Raw genomic sequence first — 15,011 nt, forward strand, 5'->3', positions numbered from 1 at the left:
ATAACCCCACCCCGTTGCCCGACGCGGCTGCTTACCAGTTCTTTAACAGGGCCTAGACTCCCGTGCGTACAGATGGCCGGACCGGTGTGTTCGAGGGAGCGAGGGGCGGACGTGAGGACCGAATCGACCGTTCTCGCGTCGGAGTACTTCCAGAGCTATTCAGTGGTCGGACTGCTCGCCCTGATCGGCGTGCTGTTCGTCGCCGTCGCCTTCGGGGCCGGCCGACTGCTCAGGCCCGTGGTTCCGACGCCGGAGAAACTCCTTACCTACGAGTGCGGCGTGGACCCCGTCGGGGAGGGATGGGCGCACACACAGGTGCGCTATTACGTCTACGCCTTCCTGTACGTGATCTTCGCCGTCGATTCGATCTTCCTCTTTCCGTGGGCGACCGTATTCGCGGCCCCCGGATACGGTGCGACGACGCTGGTGGAAATGTTCATTTTCCTCGGCTTCCTGGCCGTGGGACTGCTCTACGCATGGAAGAAGGGCGTCCTCGAATGGGCGTGACGAGCCGGACGACCCCGGAACCGCAGCCCGGTCCGACGCCGCGAGCGGCATCCGCCCCGGCAGTGCCACCGGCCCCGGCGCCTGCCGCGCAGCCGGTTTCGCTGCCGGAGCCGAAGAGGCTCGGCGTGCTCTCCCGGCTCGCCCCCGAGCCGATGAAGGTGGTCCTCAACTGGGGCCGCCGCTACAGCCTCTGGGTCTTCAACTTCGGACTCGCCTGCTGCGCCATCGAGTTCATCGCCGCCTCGATGGCCCGTCACGACTTCATCCGGCTCGGGGTGATCCCGTTCGCGCCCGGCCCCCGCCAGGCCGACCTCATGATCGTGTCCGGCACCGTGACGGACAAGATGGCCCCGGCCGTCAAGCGCCTCTACGAGCAGATGCCCGAGCCGAAGTACGTCATCTCCTTCGGCGCCTGCTCCAACTGCGGCGGCCCCTACTGGGACTCGTACTCCGTCACGAAGGGCGTCGACCAGATCATCCCGGTCGATGTGTACGTACCCGGCTGCCCGCCCCGGCCCGAGGCGCTGCTCCAGGGCATCCTCAAGCTCCAGGAGAAGATCGCCCGCGAGTCGCTCGCCGAGCGGTACGCCACCGAGCCGTACGCCCCCGGGGACGCCGGTGCGGGCCGTGCGTCCACCGCCGCGCTGCGCAGCGCACCGGTCGCCGCCCCCGCCGCACCGGGGGAGGAGGCGAAGTGACCGAGCCCGATGCCACCTCCGGCACCACGCCCGACGCGACGTCGGCCGCCGCGTCCGGTCCGGAGGCGTACGACCGGCTGCCCGACGCCGTCACCGAGATCTTCGGCGCGGACGCCACGGCCGAACGTGCCTACGACCTGCTGACCGTCGACGTTCCCGCCGCCTCGTGGATCGACGCCCTCGAAACGGCCCGCGACCGGCTGGGCTGCGGCTACTTCGACTGGCTCAGCGCCGTTGACGAACCCGGTACCGGATTCCGCGTCTGCGCCCATGTCGCCGGCCTGCGGACCGGTACGGTCCGCCGCCTCCTGGTCCGTACGACCGTTCCGCACGAGGCCCCGGTCCTGCCCAGTGCCATCGGCGTCTACGCGGGCGCGGAGTGGCACGAGCGCGAGACCCACGAGATGTTCGGCATCGGCTTCGAGGGCCACCCGCACCTCGTCCCGCTGCTGCTGCCCGAGGGCTTCGAGGGACACCCGCTGCGCAAGGACTTCGTCCTGGCCGCCCGCGTCGCCAAGGCATGGCCCGGGGCCAAGGAGCCGGGCGAGTCCGAGCACGGCGGTCCCAAGCGCCGCACGATGCTGCCGCCCGGCGTACCCGACCCGAACGAATGGGGCCCGCTCAAGGGCCAGCTCCCGCCCGCCCCCTCCCGCCCGGCCCGCGGCGCCCGCGCCGCGGCGGGTGACCGCCCCGTACGCCGCGCCCGCAGCGCGAGCGAGGGCTCGGCCGCCCAGCGCGCGGCAACGGGCACGGCGGAAGCGGCGGCGGGTACGGCAGGCACGGCGGGTACGGCGGACAAGCCGGCGGGTACGGCGGGTACGGCGGGTACGGCCGCCGAGCCCGCGGCACCTGCGGCTCCCGCAGCCCGGCCCCGGCGTTCGCGCAGCGTGTCCGAGGGCTCGGCGAGCCAGCAGCGCGCGGCGACACCCCCGGCCCCGGACACCGCCCCCGCGCCGACGTCGGACACCGCCCCGGCGCAGGACGACACGGCGAGCGCTCCTGGGGCCACGCCCGCGCGCACCCCGCGACCGCCGCGCAGCACGGATGCCCCCTGGCACGACGCGCGCCCCGCGTTCGATGACACGGACGGCGGCGGGGCCGGTACGTCCGGGCCGACGGGCGGAACACCCGCTTCCGCCCCCGAGCCGGACGCCGAGGCGGCAGCCGAGCCCTCCGAGCCGGACGCCGAGCCCTCCGCCCCCGAGCCGGACGCCGAGCCCGCCGCCGAGACGGAGTCGGCACCCGAGCCCGCCCCCGACACCGAAACCCGCCTGGACCGTCCGGATCACTCCGACCGCCCGGATCAGGCCGACCGCCCCGATCACTCCGACCGCCCCGATCACCCCGACCGTCCCGCCGGAGGGGATACCGCGTGAACGACGTACTCGACGTCGCCCTCCGGCTCGTCATCGTCTTCGCCGTGTTCATGGTCGTCCCGCTCGTCGTGGGCCAGACCGAGCACAAGGTGATGGCCCATATGCAGGGCCGCCTCGGCCCCATGTACGCCGGTGGCTTCCACGGCTGGGCCCAGCTCGTCGCGGACGGCGTGAAGTTCGCGCAGAAGGAGGACGTGGTCCCGGCCGAGGCCGACCGCCGGGTGTTCCAGCTCGCGCCCGCCGTCGCGCTCCTGCCGTACCTCCTCGTACTCGTCGCCATCCCCATCGGCCCCAGCGAGGGTGCGGTCGGCCAGGTCGTCGACGCGGGCATCTTCTTCGTGCTCGCGGTCATGGGTATCGGGGTACTCGGCTCGCTGATGGCAGGCTGGGCCTCGGCCAACAAGTACTCGCTCCTCGGCGGACTGCGGACCGCCGCCCAGCTGCTCGCCTACGAACTGCCGATGCTGCTCGCCGCCGCCTCCGTGGCCATGGCGGCGGGCACCGTCTCGCTCCCCGGCATCCTCAACGCCTTCGAGTGGTGGTGGCTGCCCTGGCAGATCGTCGGAGCCCTGGTCTTCTTCGTGGCCGGGCTCGCCGAACTCCAGCGCCCCCCGTTCGACATGCCCGTCGCCGACTCCGAGATCATCTTCGGCGCGTACACCGAGTACACCGGGCTCCGCTTCGCCCTGTTCCTCCTGGCCGAGTACGCGGGCATCGTCGTCCTGTGCGGCCTGACCACCGTGCTGTTCCTCGGCGGCTGGCACGGTCCGCTCGGGGCCGACGGGCTCGGCTGGGTCTGGACCCTCCTCAAGACCGGCATCCTCGCCTTCGTCGTCATCTGGCTGCGCGTCAGCTACCCCCGCCTGCGCGAGGACCAGTTGCAGAAGCTCGCCTGGACCACGCTCATCCCGCTCGCTCTCGCGCAGATCGCGCTCACCGGCATCGTGAAGGTGGCGATCAACTAGTGCCTCCGATCCCTGGCTCCGGCCTGGCCAAGGGCCTCGCCGTCACTCTGCGCACGATGACGAGGAAGACCGTCACCGCGCAGTACCCGGATGTCCAGCCCGAACTCCCGCCCCGCAGCCGCGGTGTCATCGGCCTGTTCGAGGAGAACTGCACGGTCTGCATGCTCTGTGCCCGTGAGTGCCCCGACTGGTGCATCTACATCGACTCCCACAAGGAGACGGTGCCCGCGACGGCCCCGGGCGGCCGTGAACGCAGCCGCAATGTCCTCGACCGCTTCGCGATCGACTTCTCGCTCTGCATGTACTGCGGGATCTGCATCGAGGTCTGTCCCTTCGACGCGCTGTTCTGGTCGCCGGAGTTCGAGTACGCGGAGACGGACATCCACGAACTCACCCACGAGCGGGACAAGCTCCGCGAGTGGATGTGGACCGTGCCGGAGCCGCCCGCGCTCGATCCGGGGGCCGAGGAGCCGAAGGAGATCGCCGCGGCCCGCAAGACCGCGGAGAAGCTGGAAGCCCAGCGCGCCCAGGCGGCCCAGGAAGCCCAGCAGGCCCAGGCGGCGCAGGACGCACAGCAGACGCCGACGCAGGAGGGAGACCAGTGACCCTCGCCGCCACCGCTGCCCTCACGACGGCTGCCACCGTCACCACCGCCGCGGATCACCCCGGTTTCCTCTCCCCGACCGGTGTCGAGATCGCCTTTCTCCTGGTCGGCCTCGCCACCTTCGGCGCGGCACTCATCACCGTCACGACCAAGCAGCTCGTCCACGCCGCGCTCTGGCTGGTCGTGACGCTCGGCGGGCTGGCGGTCGAGTACCTGCTGCTCACCGCGGAGTTCATCGCCTGGGTCCAGGTCCTGATCTACGTGGGTTCCGTCGTCGTCCTCCTCCTCTTCGGACTGATGCTGACCAGAGCGCCCATCGGCCGCTCCCCGGACGCCGACTCGGGCAACCGGTGGGTCGCCCTCGGCGTGGCCGCTGCCGCCGCTGCCGCCCTCGTCTGGGTGGTCGTGGATGCCTTCCGGACCACCTGGATCGACCTGGACGGACCGGCCCAGGGCTCCACCCGGGCAACGGGTGAATTCCTCTTCAGGCACTGGGTGCTGCCCTTCGAAGCACTCTCCGTCCTGCTGCTCGCGGCCCTCGTCGGCGCGATCGTCCTGTCCCGCAAGGACAACAAGAGCCGAGAGGACAAGAGCTGATGCACCTCGCCTATCCCGCCGTGCTCGCGGTCCTCCTCTTCTGCACCGGGCTGTACGGCGTGCTCGCCCGGCGCAACGCGATCCTCGTCCTGATGTCCGTCGAGCTGATGCTCAACGCCGTCAACCTCAACCTGGTCGCCTTCGACGTCTGGCTCCGCGACGCCCTCCACTCCGGCCAGGCCCTCACCCTCTTCACCATCGCCATCGCCGCGGCCGAGATCGGCATCGGCCTGGCGATCGTCCTCGCGGTCCACCGCAACCGGGGCACCTCCGACATCGACCGCCTCCGCGACACCGCCGAGACGGACGCCGCCGAAGACGCAGACCAGGCCACTGCTCCGGCAGGGAAGGCACAGAAGGCAGAGGCCACCGCGTGACCACCACGACCCTCGCCGCCCTCGTTCCCCTTCTCCCCTTCCTGGGCGCGGCGGCCGGTCTGCTCCTCGGCCGCACCGCCCCCGGTTACGTACGCCCCCTCGCGATCCTCCCCACCCTCGGCGCGGCCGTCATCGCCGTGATCGTCGCCGCACGCCAGGGCGGCGGCCGGGCCATCGACGCCGCGACCCAGCTGACCCCCACCGGCTCGGTCCCCATCGACCTCGCCCTGCACCTCGACGGCTTCGCCGTCCTCGTCGCCGTCCTGGTCGGACTCGTCGCCACCTGCGTGCAGATCTACTCGACCGCCTACCTGCGCGACGACCCCCGCTACCCCTCGTACGCGGCCCTCGTCTCCCTCTTCACCGCCGCGATGCTCCTCGTCGTCTACTCCGGCGACCTGATGGTGCTCCTGGTCGGCTGGGAGATCATGGGCATCTGCTCGTACTTCCTCGTCGGCCACTACTGGGAGACGCCCGAAGCGCGGGCGGCCTCGCTCAAGGCCTTCCTGGTCACCAAGCTCGGCGATGTCCCCTTCCTCATCGGTCTGTTCGCGCTCGCCACCGACACCGGCACCTTCCGCATCACCGGCATCCTCGGAGCCGTCGCGAACGGCGGGCTCGACCACCCCACCCTCATCGCCCTGCTGCTCCTCGCGGGCGTCGCGGGCAAGTCCGCGCAGTTCCCCCTGCACACCTGGCTGCCCGACGCGATGGCCGGTCCCACGCCCGTCTCGGCGCTCATCCACGCCGCGACGATGGTCGCCGCCGGTATCTACTTCGTGGCCCGGCTCCTCCCCGTCTTCGCCGCCTCCGGCGCGGCCCTCGTCGTGCTCGCGGTGATGGCCGCCGTCACGATGATCGGCTCCGGGATCGCGGCCCTGGCGCAGGACGACATCAAGCGGGTCCTCGCCTACTCGACGATCGGCCAGCTCGGCTACATGTCCGGTGCTCTGGCCGTCGGCGACCGCGGTGCCGCCGTCTTCCACCTCCTGTCGCACGGTGCGTTCAAGGCCGTCCTCTTCCTCGCCGCCGGGGTCGTCATCCACGCCGCCGGGACGAACTCACTGGCCGCCATGTCCCGTATGGGCGGCCTGTCCAAGCGCATCCCGGACGCCTACTGGACGATGACCGTCGCCCTCCTCGCCCTCGCCGCGATCCCGCCGTTCGCCGGCTTCTTCTCCAAGGAAGCCGTCCTCGTCGCCGCCGAGCACACCGCCTTCGGCGACCGCGGCATCGCCCCGGCCGCCGCCGGCTGGACGGTCCTCGTCGCCGGACTCCTCGCCGCCGTCCTCACCGCCGCGTACGCCACCCGGCTGTGGCTGCTGGCCTTCCGGGGCCGCGGCGCCGAGGCCCCCGACCACGGCAGGCAGCCCGTCGCCATGACCTCGGTCCTGTGGCTCCTGGCCGTCCCCACCATCGCCTTCGGGCTCACCGTCGGGACGATCTCCGACTGGTTCGACGGCCACAGCCTCACCCCCTCCCTCGCCACCGCCGTCCTGTCCACGGGCGTCGGTCTTGCCGGCGGTCTGGTCACCTATGCCGCCTGGCGGCACCGCACGGCGCTGGCCGCCCGTACCCCGATGGGCGCGGTCGTCGCCCACCCCGACGCCGAGCCCGCCCTGGTCGAGGTCGAGGCGATGACCTCGCACACCGCCGCCTACGGCCACGACGGGGACGCCCCCGACCCCGCCGACCCCGGCCGTCTTCTCCTCGGCCCGCTCCACCGCCACGCGGCCGCCGGCTTCCACCTGGACGCCCTGTACGCGGCACTCTTCGTCCGCCCCGTGCTGGGAGCGGCCCGCGTCGTGCGCTTCCTGGACCGTGAGGTCGTCGACACCTACGTACGCGGCTCCGGCACCGGCGCACGCTGGCTCGGCACCGCCGTCCGCCGCGCCCAGACCGGCAACGTGCAGACCTACCTCAGCGCACTGCTCGCCGGTTCCCTTGTCCTGGCGATCGCCGCCGTCGTCTTTGCCACCGTCAACGCCGGGTCGTGAGCCGTGATCGATATCAGCGAATCCGTGATGCAGTTCCTTCTCGCGTTCATCGTCGTAGCCCCGCTCCTCGGCGCCGTCGCGGCCCTTCTCCCGGCACCGCCCGGACTGCGGGGCAGGAACCCCGACCAGGCGGTGCTCCGCCACGGAGTGACCGTCACCGGCGCCGTCCTCATCGCCGCGATCGTCCTGGCCGCCGGCTTCGACCACGACCACCCGTCGAAGATGCAGGCCACCACCGACATCAGCTGGATCCCGGCGCTGGACGTGCGGATCCACCTCGGCATCGACGGCATCTCGCTCCCCCTTCTCGTACTGACCGCGCTCCTGACCTTCCTCTGCGCGCTGTACAGCTACTTCAAAATGCCTGCCGGCCCCTCCCCGAAGGCCTTCGTCGCCCTGATCCTCGTCCTGGAGTCCGGCACCCTCGCGACCTTCGCCGTCCTCGACCTGCTGCTGTTCTTCCTCGCGTTCGAGATGGTCCTCATCCCGATGTACTTCCTCATCGCCCGCTGGGGCGGCGACCGGAAGCAGGCCGCCGCCTGGAAGTTCATCCTCTACACACTGCTCGGCTCGGTCGTCATGCTGCTGGGCCTGCTCCTCATCGGACTGAAGAGCGGCACCTTCGACATGGTGGCACTCGCCACTGACAACGGCCGCGGTCTCACCTCGTCCGTGCAGGTCATCGCCGTTCTGGCGATCGGCATCGGCCTCGCCGTGAAGACCCCGATGTGGCCGCTGCACAGCTGGCTCCCCGACGCCCACACCGCCGCCCCGACCGTCGGCTCCGTCCTCCTCGCGGGCGTCATGCTGAAGATGGGCACGTACGGGTTCGTCCGCATCCTGCTGCCCATCACCCCCGACGGGATGCACACCTTCGCGCCCTATCTCGCCGCCTTCGCGGTCGCCGGGATCATCTACGGATCCCTCGCCTGCCTCGCGCTCGCCCGCCCCGGCTCCCGGGGCGACCTCAAGCGGCTGATCGCGTACTCCTCGGTCGGTCACATGGGCTTCGTACTCCTCGGCATCGCGACCATGACCCCCACCGGTGTCAACGGCGCGCTCTTCGCCAACATCGCCCACGGCCTCATCACCGGCCTGCTCTTCTTCCTGGTCGGCGCGGTGAAGGACCGGTACGGCACCGCCGATCTCGACACCCTCGCCGGTGCCACCGGAGCGGCGCTCTACGGCCGGGCCCCCCGCCTGGGCGCCCTCCTCGCCTTCGCCGCCGTCGCCTCGCTGGGGCTGCCCGGACTCGCCGGATTCTGGGGCGAGATGCTCACCCTGTTCGGCGCGTTCGACCCCGCCGAAGGCCTCAGCCGCCCCGCGTTCCGCACCTTCATGGCCATCGGCGCGTTCGGCACCCTGCTCACCGCCGCGTACATGCTCATCGTCGTACGCCGCGTCTGCATGGGTGAGCCCAACGGGGCCCAGCACTCCGGCGGCACCCGGCGGCTCGCCGACATCCAGGGGTACGAATTCGCCGCCTGGACCCCGCTCGCCGCCCTCACCGTCCTCGCCGGACTCTGGCCCGCCGTCCTCCTCGGCCTCACCGACCCGGCCGTGCAGAAGCTCCTCGCAGGAGGCAAGTCGTGACCGCGGACCTCGTGACCACAGCAGCCGGGGCCGCCCGGCCGGCAATCGAAGCAGGAGCAGGAGCAGGAGCAGGAGCAGGAACAGGGGCGGGGGCGGGAGCCCCGGGTCTGTTCACCACCGCGGCCGACAGCACCCCCAGCCTCGTCCAGTCCATCGACTGGCTCGCCATCGCACCGCCCGTCATCGTGGCCGCCTGCGCCCTGATCGTCCTCGTCGCCGACCTCTTCCTCCCCGAGCACCGCAAGCAGTACCTCGGCTACGGCACCATTGCCGGACTCCTCGCGGCCCTCGCCGTCCTCGTCCCGCTGCGCGCCGGGGACCGCTCGACCTTCTGCGTCACCGAGACCATCCGGGCCTGCAGCTACACCGCCGACCACTTCGCCCTCGTCATCCAGGCGCTCGTACTCGGCGGGGCCCTCCTCACCGCGCTGCTCTCCCTGGACGACACCCGCAAGCTCCCGGCGGGCGAGTTCTGGTTCCTGCTGCTGTCCTCGGCGGCGGGCGCGGCGCTCCTGCCCGCCGCCCGCGACCTCACCACGCTCGTCGTCGCCCTCGAAGTCGCCTCGCTGCCCGCCTTCGCCCTGGTCGGCATCAAGCGCGGCGACAGGCGCTCCTCGGAAGCGGCTCTGAAGTTCTTCCTCTCCTCCGTCGTCGCGACCGCCGTGATGCTCCTCGGCGTCAGCTTCGTGTACGCGGCGACCGGCACCATGCACCTGACCGAGCTGGCCACCCGCCTCGACGCCGTACCCGGTCAGCTGGACACCCTCGCCCAGGCGGGCGTCGCCCTCACGCTCGTCGGCTTCGCCTTCAAGACGGCCGCGGCACCCTTCCACTTCTGGGTCCCCGACACCTATGTCGGCGCCCCCCTGCCGATCGCGGCCTATCTCTCCGTCGTCGGCAAGGCCGTCGGGTTCTCCGGCCTCATCCTCGTCACCGTGGTCGCGTTCCCCGCCTACGCCGACGTCTGGGGACCGGCCCTCGCCGTCCTCGCCGCAGTCACGATGACGATCGGCAATGTCGCCGCCCTGCGCCAGAACGCCACCCGCGCCCGCAGTGCCGTCCGTCTGCTGGCCTGGTCGTCCGTCGCGCAGGCCGGCTACCTCCTGGTCCCGATCGCCGCCGCCGCGTACTCCAGCGACGAGCAGATCGGCTCCACCGTCGCGTACGCCCTCATGTACGCCGTGGTGAACCTCGGCGCGTTCGCCGTCGCCGCCCTCGTGGCGCGTACGAGCCCCGGCAACCGGATCACCGACTACCGCGGCCTGTACGCCACCCGCCCCCTCGCCGCCCTGGCGATGGGCTTCTTCCTGCTCTGTCTGGCCGGGCTGCCGCCGGGCATCATCGGCCTCTTCGCCAAGGTCACCGTCTTCTCGGCGGCCGTCGACGCGGGTCTCGGCTGGCTCGCCGTGGTCATGGCCGTCAACGTCGTGATCGCCCTCTACTACTACCTTCAGTGGACCGCCGTCCTCTTCCGGGGCCCGGAGGCCGCCGCCACGACCGAGTCGGCCGGCACCGCCGCCCCCGCCGGGGCGGGTGCCCCGGCAGGGACCGGTGAAACGGCGGACGAGGGCGCCCCGGGGCCCGCCCCGCACCGGCTGCGCGCCCCCGCGCCCCTCGTCACCGCGATCGCTCTCACCACGCTCGCGGGCGTCGTCCTCTCGGGTGCCCCGCAGGTCGTCCTCAGGTTCGCCGCGGTCGGTCTCTTCTGACGCCCCCGGGGAGCCGCCCGGAAGCCCCAAGATCGGTTTGCCCGCGGCGGCCCCCACAGGGCAGGGTTCATGCCTGCATACGTCACGTAAAGGACGTCACGTAGCGGGTACAGAGGAGCGAAGAGCAGTGCTGAACGGGTTCAAGGACTTCATCCTGCGCGGAAACGTCATCTCCATGGCGATCGGACTCGCCGTGGGAGCCGCCTTCACCGCCGTCGTCACCGGCTTCAGCACCGCGTTCATCACCCCGCTGATCGGCCTCGCCACCGGTTCGGTCGGTGACTTCAGCGCGGCGGAGTTCGCCGTCCAGGGCGCCATCTTCCCGTACGGCAAGTTCCTCGCCGCCGCCATCGCCTTCCTCATCACCGCCGCGGTCCTCTACTTCTGCGTCGTCGTCCCCATGGCCAAGGTCCAGAACCGCTTCACGGCCAAGCACGACGAGAAGGCCGACATCAAGGCCGCCGTACGCGACTGCCCCCGCTGCTACACGGAGATCCCCGCCATCGCCTCCCGCTGCGGGCACTGCACCAGCGACGTCCAGCCCGACCCCGAGGCACTCGCCCTCGCCGGGCTGCCCGCGCAGCGCTGACCCCCGCGGCCCCCGCAGTACCCGCAGGCCCCACCGAGACACCCGTACGGCCTAGAGCGGGCCTGTACGGGTGACGGTGCCCGAAGAAGTGGCCGGAGCGGCCGGAGCGGCCGGGAACACCCCGCCCTCCGGCCGTGCGCACAAGGGAACTAGCTCCCCTCGCCTGGCGTTGACCAGTACGGGAGGCTCCACTGGAGAGTGGAGCACCACCAAGCAAAGGGTTCCCCTGCTGCACCACTTGGAGGGCGTACCGTGCACCGCCGGCACAACGGGCTGAAGACCGCCGTACTCCTCGGGGGACTGTCCGCACTCATCATCGTCATCGGCAGCTTCTTCGGACGTACGGGCCTGATCGTCGCGCTCCTGGTAGCCGTCGGCACCAACGCCTACGCGTACTGGAACAGCGACAAGCTGGCACTCAGGGCCATGCGGGCCCGCCCCGTCAGCGAATTCGAGGCGCCACAGCTCTACCGCATCGTGCGGGAGCTCTCCACCGAGGCACGCCAGCCCATGCCCCGGCTCTACATCTCGCCGACCCAGGCACCCAACGCCTTCGCCACCGGCCGCAATCCGCGCAACGCCGCGGTCTGCTGCACCGACGGCATCCTCCAGGTCCTGGACGAACGAGAGCTGCGAGGCGTCCTGGGACACGAGCTCAGCCATGTCTACAACCGCGACATCCTGATCTCTTCCGTCGCCGGAGCCCTGGCCTCCGTCATCATGTTCCTCGTCAATTTCGCCTGGCTGATCCCTGTCGGCCGGTCCAACGACGACGAGGGCCCCGGCATCCTCGGCATGCTCCTGATCATGATTCTCGGCCCGCTCGCCGCCTCCGTCATCCAACTGGCCGTAAGCCGCTCGCGCGAATACGAGGCCGATGCCTCCGGAGCCCAGCTCACCGGCGACCCCCTCGCGCTCGCCGGCGCCCTGCGCAAGCTGGACGCCGGTACGAAGCAGCTTCCGCTGCCCGCCGAACCGAGGATCGAGACGGCGAGCCACATGATGATCGCGAACCCGTTCCGTCCCGGCCGGGGCATGGCCAGGATGTTCTCGACGCATCCACCCATGGCGGAGCGAATCGCCCGACTCGAGCAGATGGCAGGTCATCGCCCGTGAAGACAATCCTGAACGTCATATGGCTCGTCCTGTGCGGCTTCTGGATGTTCCTCGGCTACCTCGCCGCAGGCCTCCTGCTGTGCATCACGATCATCGGCATCCCCTTCGGCCTGGCCGCCTTCCGGATCGGCGTCTACGCCCTGTGGCCCTTCGGCTACATGGTCGTGGACCGCCGCGACGCCGGTGCGCCCTCCTGCGTCGGCAACGTCCTCTGGCTGGTCCTGGCCGGCTGGTGGCTCGCACTCGGCCATATCTTCACCGGCATCGCCCTGTGCGTCACGATCATCGGCATCCCGCTGGGCATCGCGAACTTCAAGCTGATCCCGGTCTCCCTCATGCCCTTCGGCAAGGAGATCGTCCGCACCGACCGGCCCTTCGCCGGCCGGTAGACCGCGCGCCGCGCCAGGCAACCCGCACCCCCTCGGCCGCGTCTTGGATTCCAGGACGAGGCAAGGGGTAGGTGCGGCAGTATGAGCATTGTCGGTTGGATCATTCTGGGGCTGCTCGCGGGCGCCATAGCCAAAATCCTGCTTCCGGGCCGGGACCCGGGCGGCATCGTGGGCACGACCCTCATCGGCATCGTGGGTGCCTTCGTCGGAGGCTGGCTGTCCAGCCGGTTCCTCGACCGCCCCATCAGCAACGACTTCTACGACACCGCGACCTGGGTGGCCGCCGTCGCAGGCTCCCTCGTGCTGCTCATCGCCTACCGGCTGCTCTTCGGCAACTCACGCGAACGCCGCTGACCCACAGCCGTGCGCCGCACGGCCCACGGCCGTCCCGCGCACGACGCCCGGCGCACGGTGCTTCACCGATCGCCCAGCCCCGTCTCGCGCAACGTCAGATTGAGCCGGCCGGCCCGCAGCCCCGTCTCCGGGCCGGCCGTTCCCGCGTACACCTTCGGCACGCCGTGGAAGGCGAACCGCGACGGTCCGCCGAACACGAACAGGTCCCCGGACGCCAACTCCACATCGGTGTACGGCCGCCCCCGGTCCTCGGTGTTCCCGAACCGGAACACACAGGTGTCCCCGATGCTCAGCGACACCACCGGAGCACCGGAGCGCTCCTCCCGGTCCTGATGCATGCCCATCCTCGCCGCGCCGTCATAGAAGTTGATCAGCGCGGTGTCGGGTGCGTACGAGGCGGCGGCGTCCGCGTCCCCGTACGCCTCGGCCACCGCCGCACGCCCCAGATCCGCCAGCCACTCCGGGAACGCGGCGACCCGCGCGCCGTTCACATCATCGGCGGTACGCCCGTACCGGTACGGCTGCCAGTGCCACCCCAGGCACACCGTCCGCACCGACATCACCCCACCGCCGGGCAGCACCGTGCGCCGCAGCGGAACAGGCCCCCGCGCCCACTCCCGGCACGCCGCCACCAACTCCCGCCGCAGGCCGGGCGACAGCCACTCCGGTACGTGAACGGCGCCCGGTGCGACGACCCTCCGGGGCCGGGGGAAGAGACCGCCGGACGGCGGCGGATCCACACGCGACACCACTCACCCCACCATCCTCACCGTTCGCACCCACCCCTGGCAGAGCCACAGTCCGGAACCCGGCGAGCGCGGCCGGTTCAGCGGTTCACGGCGCGGTACCCCGGGGCCAGGGCGCCTTCGAGCCCCAGCAGCCGTTCCTTGCGCTCCAGCCCGCCCGCGTACCCGCGCAGCGCCCCGTCCGCCCCGATGACCCGGTGGCACGGCCGCACGACCAGCAGGGGATTGCGCCCGATCGCCGTCCCCACCGCGCGTACCCCAGCGCCGGAGGAGCCCACCCGCTCGGCGATCTGCCCGTACGACACCGTCTCGCCGTACGGAATCGTGTCCAGCGCCCGCCAGACCCGCCGCTGGAAGGCCGTGCCCGCCCCCTCCGCGTACGGGATGTCGAAGCGTGTCAGCCGGCCCGCGAAATACGCCCGCAGCTGCGCCGCGATCCCGGCGAACAGCTCGGGGGCCTCCCGCCAGCCGTCCTGGACGACCGTGCCGCCCTTCTGGCCGGGGAGGGACAGCGAGACCAGCCCGACACCGTCCGCCGCCGCATCCGCCGCCGGGGCGCTCTCCGCACCCGCCGGCACCTCGCCGACGAGAAGCAGCTCGCCCAGCGGGCTGTCGATCCTCGCGTACACGGTCGTCATGATGTGTCGTCCTCCTTGCCCGGCGAGCCGAAGCCTGTGCCACGAAGCCCGCACCGACCAGTCTGCGCCGTGCGCCGCACCCCGACCGGCGGCATTCGGACATCGCGTCCAGGGCCCCCACCGGGCCCCGCCACCCGCACCGCACCCGGAACGCCTCCGGAACGCCCGCGGGGCGGTCCGCGCCGGCCGGCACGTCCGCCCCGCCCTCGGTCCGCCGCGAACCGCGGCGGACCGGACAACCTCGTGAACCCTCTACCGGTAGTTGGCGAACTGCACCGCGAAGTCGAAGTCCTGGCCCTTGAGCAGCGCCTGGACCGCCTGAAGGTCGTCCCGGCTCTTCGAGCTGACCCGCAGCTCGTCGCCCTGGACCTGCGCCTTGACGCCCTTGGGACCCTCATCGCGAATGATCTTCGCCACCTTCTTGGCGTTCTCCTGGGAGATGCCTTCCTCGATCGTGGCGAAGATCTTGTACTCCTTGCCGGACAGCTGCGGCTCTCCGGCGTCCAGCGACTTCAGCGAGATGCCGCGCTTGATCAGCTTGGACTGGAAGATGTCGAGGATGGCCTTGACCCGCTCCTCGCCGTTCGCCTCCATCAGGATCTTCTCGCCGGACCAGGAGATCGAAGCGCCCGTGCCCTTGAAGTCGTAACGCTGGGAGATCTCCTTGGCGGCCTGGTTGAGGGCGTTGTCGACCTCCTGCCGCTCGACCTTCGAGACGATGTCGAAACTGGAGTCGGCCATGACGTGTGGCTCCTT

17 protein-coding genes are annotated in these 15,011 nt (G+C 71.1%); 14 read left to right on the top strand and 3 right to left on the bottom strand.

Translation table 11 applies throughout. The annotated features are described in order from the left end of the window. Positions 1 to 72 precede the first annotated feature (72 nt). From ACIGJO_RS23130 to ACIGJO_RS23195, 14 genes are all read left to right on the top strand, one after another. Positions 73 to 507, top strand: coding sequence for an NADH-quinone oxidoreductase subunit A (locus ACIGJO_RS23130; protein WP_399960927.1), 435 nt, complete (start codon positions 73 to 75; stop codon positions 505 to 507). After that, complete coding sequence (locus ACIGJO_RS23135) at positions 498 to 1,205, top strand: NADH-quinone oxidoreductase subunit B (RefSeq protein ID WP_399960929.1); 708 nt, start codon at positions 498 to 500, stop codon at positions 1,203 to 1,205. Before ACIGJO_RS23130 ends, ACIGJO_RS23135 begins: the two co-directional genes overlap by 10 nt. Continuing rightward, positions 1,202 to 2,581 (top strand): NADH-quinone oxidoreductase subunit C, encoded by a 1,380-nt coding sequence (locus ACIGJO_RS23140; protein WP_399960931.1) that lies wholly within the window; start codon positions 1,202 to 1,204, stop codon positions 2,579 to 2,581. Before ACIGJO_RS23135 ends, ACIGJO_RS23140 begins: the two co-directional genes overlap by 4 nt. Continuing rightward, positions 2,578 to 3,546 carry an NADH-quinone oxidoreductase subunit H gene (locus tag ACIGJO_RS23145; protein WP_399960933.1) on the top strand — a complete coding sequence of 323 codons (969 nt, stop codon included), beginning with the start codon at positions 2,578 to 2,580 and terminating at the stop codon, positions 3,544 to 3,546. Before ACIGJO_RS23140 ends, ACIGJO_RS23145 begins: the two co-directional genes overlap by 4 nt. Next, complete coding sequence (locus ACIGJO_RS23150; RefSeq protein WP_399960935.1) at positions 3,546 to 4,151, top strand: NuoI/complex I 23 kDa subunit family protein; 606 nt, start codon at positions 3,546 to 3,548, stop codon at positions 4,149 to 4,151. The genes ACIGJO_RS23145 and ACIGJO_RS23150 overlap by 1 nt, the downstream gene beginning before the upstream one ends. Continuing rightward, entirely contained in the window at positions 4,148 to 4,747 is a 600-nt protein-coding gene (locus ACIGJO_RS23155; protein ID WP_399960937.1) for an NADH-quinone oxidoreductase subunit J, read from the top strand. Before ACIGJO_RS23150 ends, ACIGJO_RS23155 begins: the two co-directional genes overlap by 4 nt. Further along, on the top strand, positions 4,747 to 5,124 hold the full coding sequence (gene nuoK, locus ACIGJO_RS23160; protein WP_399960939.1) for an NADH-quinone oxidoreductase subunit NuoK: 378 nt from the start codon (positions 4,747 to 4,749) through the stop codon (positions 5,122 to 5,124). The genes ACIGJO_RS23155 and nuoK overlap by 1 nt, the downstream gene beginning before the upstream one ends. Continuing rightward, positions 5,121 to 7,121, top strand: a complete 2,001-nt coding sequence (locus ACIGJO_RS23165) for an NADH-quinone oxidoreductase subunit L (RefSeq protein WP_399960941.1) — start codon at positions 5,121 to 5,123, stop codon at positions 7,119 to 7,121. Before nuoK ends, ACIGJO_RS23165 begins: the two co-directional genes overlap by 4 nt. Before the next feature lie 27 nt (positions 7,122 to 7,148). Next, a complete protein-coding gene (locus ACIGJO_RS23170; RefSeq protein WP_399961263.1) occupies positions 7,149 to 8,714 on the top strand; it encodes a NuoM family protein in 1,566 nt (521 codons plus the stop codon). Continuing rightward, positions 8,711 to 10,423, top strand: a complete 1,713-nt coding sequence (locus tag ACIGJO_RS23175) for an NADH-quinone oxidoreductase subunit N (RefSeq protein ID WP_399960943.1) — start codon at positions 8,711 to 8,713, stop codon at positions 10,421 to 10,423. The genes ACIGJO_RS23170 and ACIGJO_RS23175 overlap by 4 nt, the downstream gene beginning before the upstream one ends. Before the next feature lie 127 nt (positions 10,424 to 10,550). After that, on the top strand, positions 10,551 to 11,012 hold the full coding sequence (gene mscL, locus ACIGJO_RS23180) for a large conductance mechanosensitive channel protein MscL (protein WP_399960945.1): 462 nt from the start codon (positions 10,551 to 10,553) through the stop codon (positions 11,010 to 11,012). A gap of 252 nt (positions 11,013 to 11,264) precedes the next feature. Continuing rightward, positions 11,265 to 12,128: a zinc metalloprotease HtpX gene (htpX, locus tag ACIGJO_RS23185; RefSeq protein WP_399960947.1), complete on the top strand. Its 864-nt coding sequence runs from the start codon at positions 11,265 to 11,267 to the stop codon at positions 12,126 to 12,128. Next, positions 12,125 to 12,517, top strand: coding sequence for a YccF domain-containing protein (locus tag ACIGJO_RS23190; protein WP_399960949.1), 393 nt, complete (start codon positions 12,125 to 12,127; stop codon positions 12,515 to 12,517). The genes htpX and ACIGJO_RS23190 overlap by 4 nt, the downstream gene beginning before the upstream one ends. Before the next feature lie 81 nt (positions 12,518 to 12,598). Further along, positions 12,599 to 12,871 carry a GlsB/YeaQ/YmgE family stress response membrane protein gene (locus ACIGJO_RS23195; RefSeq protein WP_266931783.1) on the top strand — a complete coding sequence of 91 codons (273 nt, stop codon included), beginning with the start codon at positions 12,599 to 12,601 and terminating at the stop codon, positions 12,869 to 12,871. A 62-nt stretch (positions 12,872 to 12,933) separates the two neighbouring features. On the opposite strand, the gene ACIGJO_RS23200 is transcribed toward ACIGJO_RS23195, so the two are convergent. The 3 genes from ACIGJO_RS23200 to ACIGJO_RS23210 all read right to left on the bottom strand — a co-directional run bounded on the left by ACIGJO_RS23200 (position 12,934) and on the right by ACIGJO_RS23210 (position 14,996). Continuing rightward, the gene (locus tag ACIGJO_RS23200; RefSeq protein ID WP_399960952.1) at positions 12,934 to 13,611 is read right to left on the bottom strand and encodes an alpha-ketoglutarate-dependent dioxygenase AlkB family protein; all 678 of its coding nucleotides are present in this window, start codon (positions 13,609 to 13,611) and stop codon (positions 12,934 to 12,936) included. Positions 13,612 to 13,697: 86 nt separating this feature from the next. Next, positions 13,698 to 14,255 (bottom strand): methylated-DNA--[protein]-cysteine S-methyltransferase, encoded by a 558-nt coding sequence (locus tag ACIGJO_RS23205; RefSeq protein WP_399960954.1) that lies wholly within the window; start codon positions 14,253 to 14,255, stop codon positions 13,698 to 13,700. Positions 14,256 to 14,507: 252 nt separating this feature from the next. Next, a complete protein-coding gene (locus tag ACIGJO_RS23210; protein WP_266931780.1) occupies positions 14,508 to 14,996 on the bottom strand; it encodes a YajQ family cyclic di-GMP-binding protein in 489 nt (162 codons plus the stop codon). Positions 14,997 to 15,011 lie beyond the last annotated feature (15 nt).

This window comes from Streptomyces sp. NPDC079020 (genome assembly GCF_044542225.1).
GTDB lineage: Bacteria > Actinomycetota > Actinomycetes > Streptomycetales > Streptomycetaceae > Streptomyces.

Excerpts from the sequence above, each read along its gene's own strand:
- ACIGJO_RS23130 (WP_399960927.1), top strand. The coding sequence starts at position 73 with ATGGCCGGACCGGTGTGTTCGAGGGAGCGAGGGGCGGACGTGAGGACC.
- ACIGJO_RS23135 (WP_399960929.1), top strand. The coding sequence starts at position 498 with ATGGGCGTGACGAGCCGGACGACCCCGGAACCGCAGCCCGGTCCGACG.
- nuoK (WP_399960939.1), top strand. The coding sequence starts at position 4,747 with ATGCACCTCGCCTATCCCGCCGTGCTCGCGGTCCTCCTCTTCTGCACC.
- ACIGJO_RS23170 (WP_399961263.1), top strand. The coding sequence starts at position 7,149 with ATGCAGTTCCTTCTCGCGTTCATCGTCGTAGCCCCGCTCCTCGGCGCC.
- ACIGJO_RS23195 (WP_266931783.1), top strand. The coding sequence starts at position 12,599 with ATGAGCATTGTCGGTTGGATCATTCTGGGGCTGCTCGCGGGCGCCATA.
- ACIGJO_RS23205 (WP_399960954.1), bottom strand. The coding sequence starts at position 14,255 with ATGACGACCGTGTACGCGAGGATCGACAGCCCGCTGGGCGAGCTGCTT.
- ACIGJO_RS23210 (WP_266931780.1), bottom strand. The coding sequence starts at position 14,996 with ATGGCCGACTCCAGTTTCGACATCGTCTCGAAGGTCGAGCGGCAGGAG.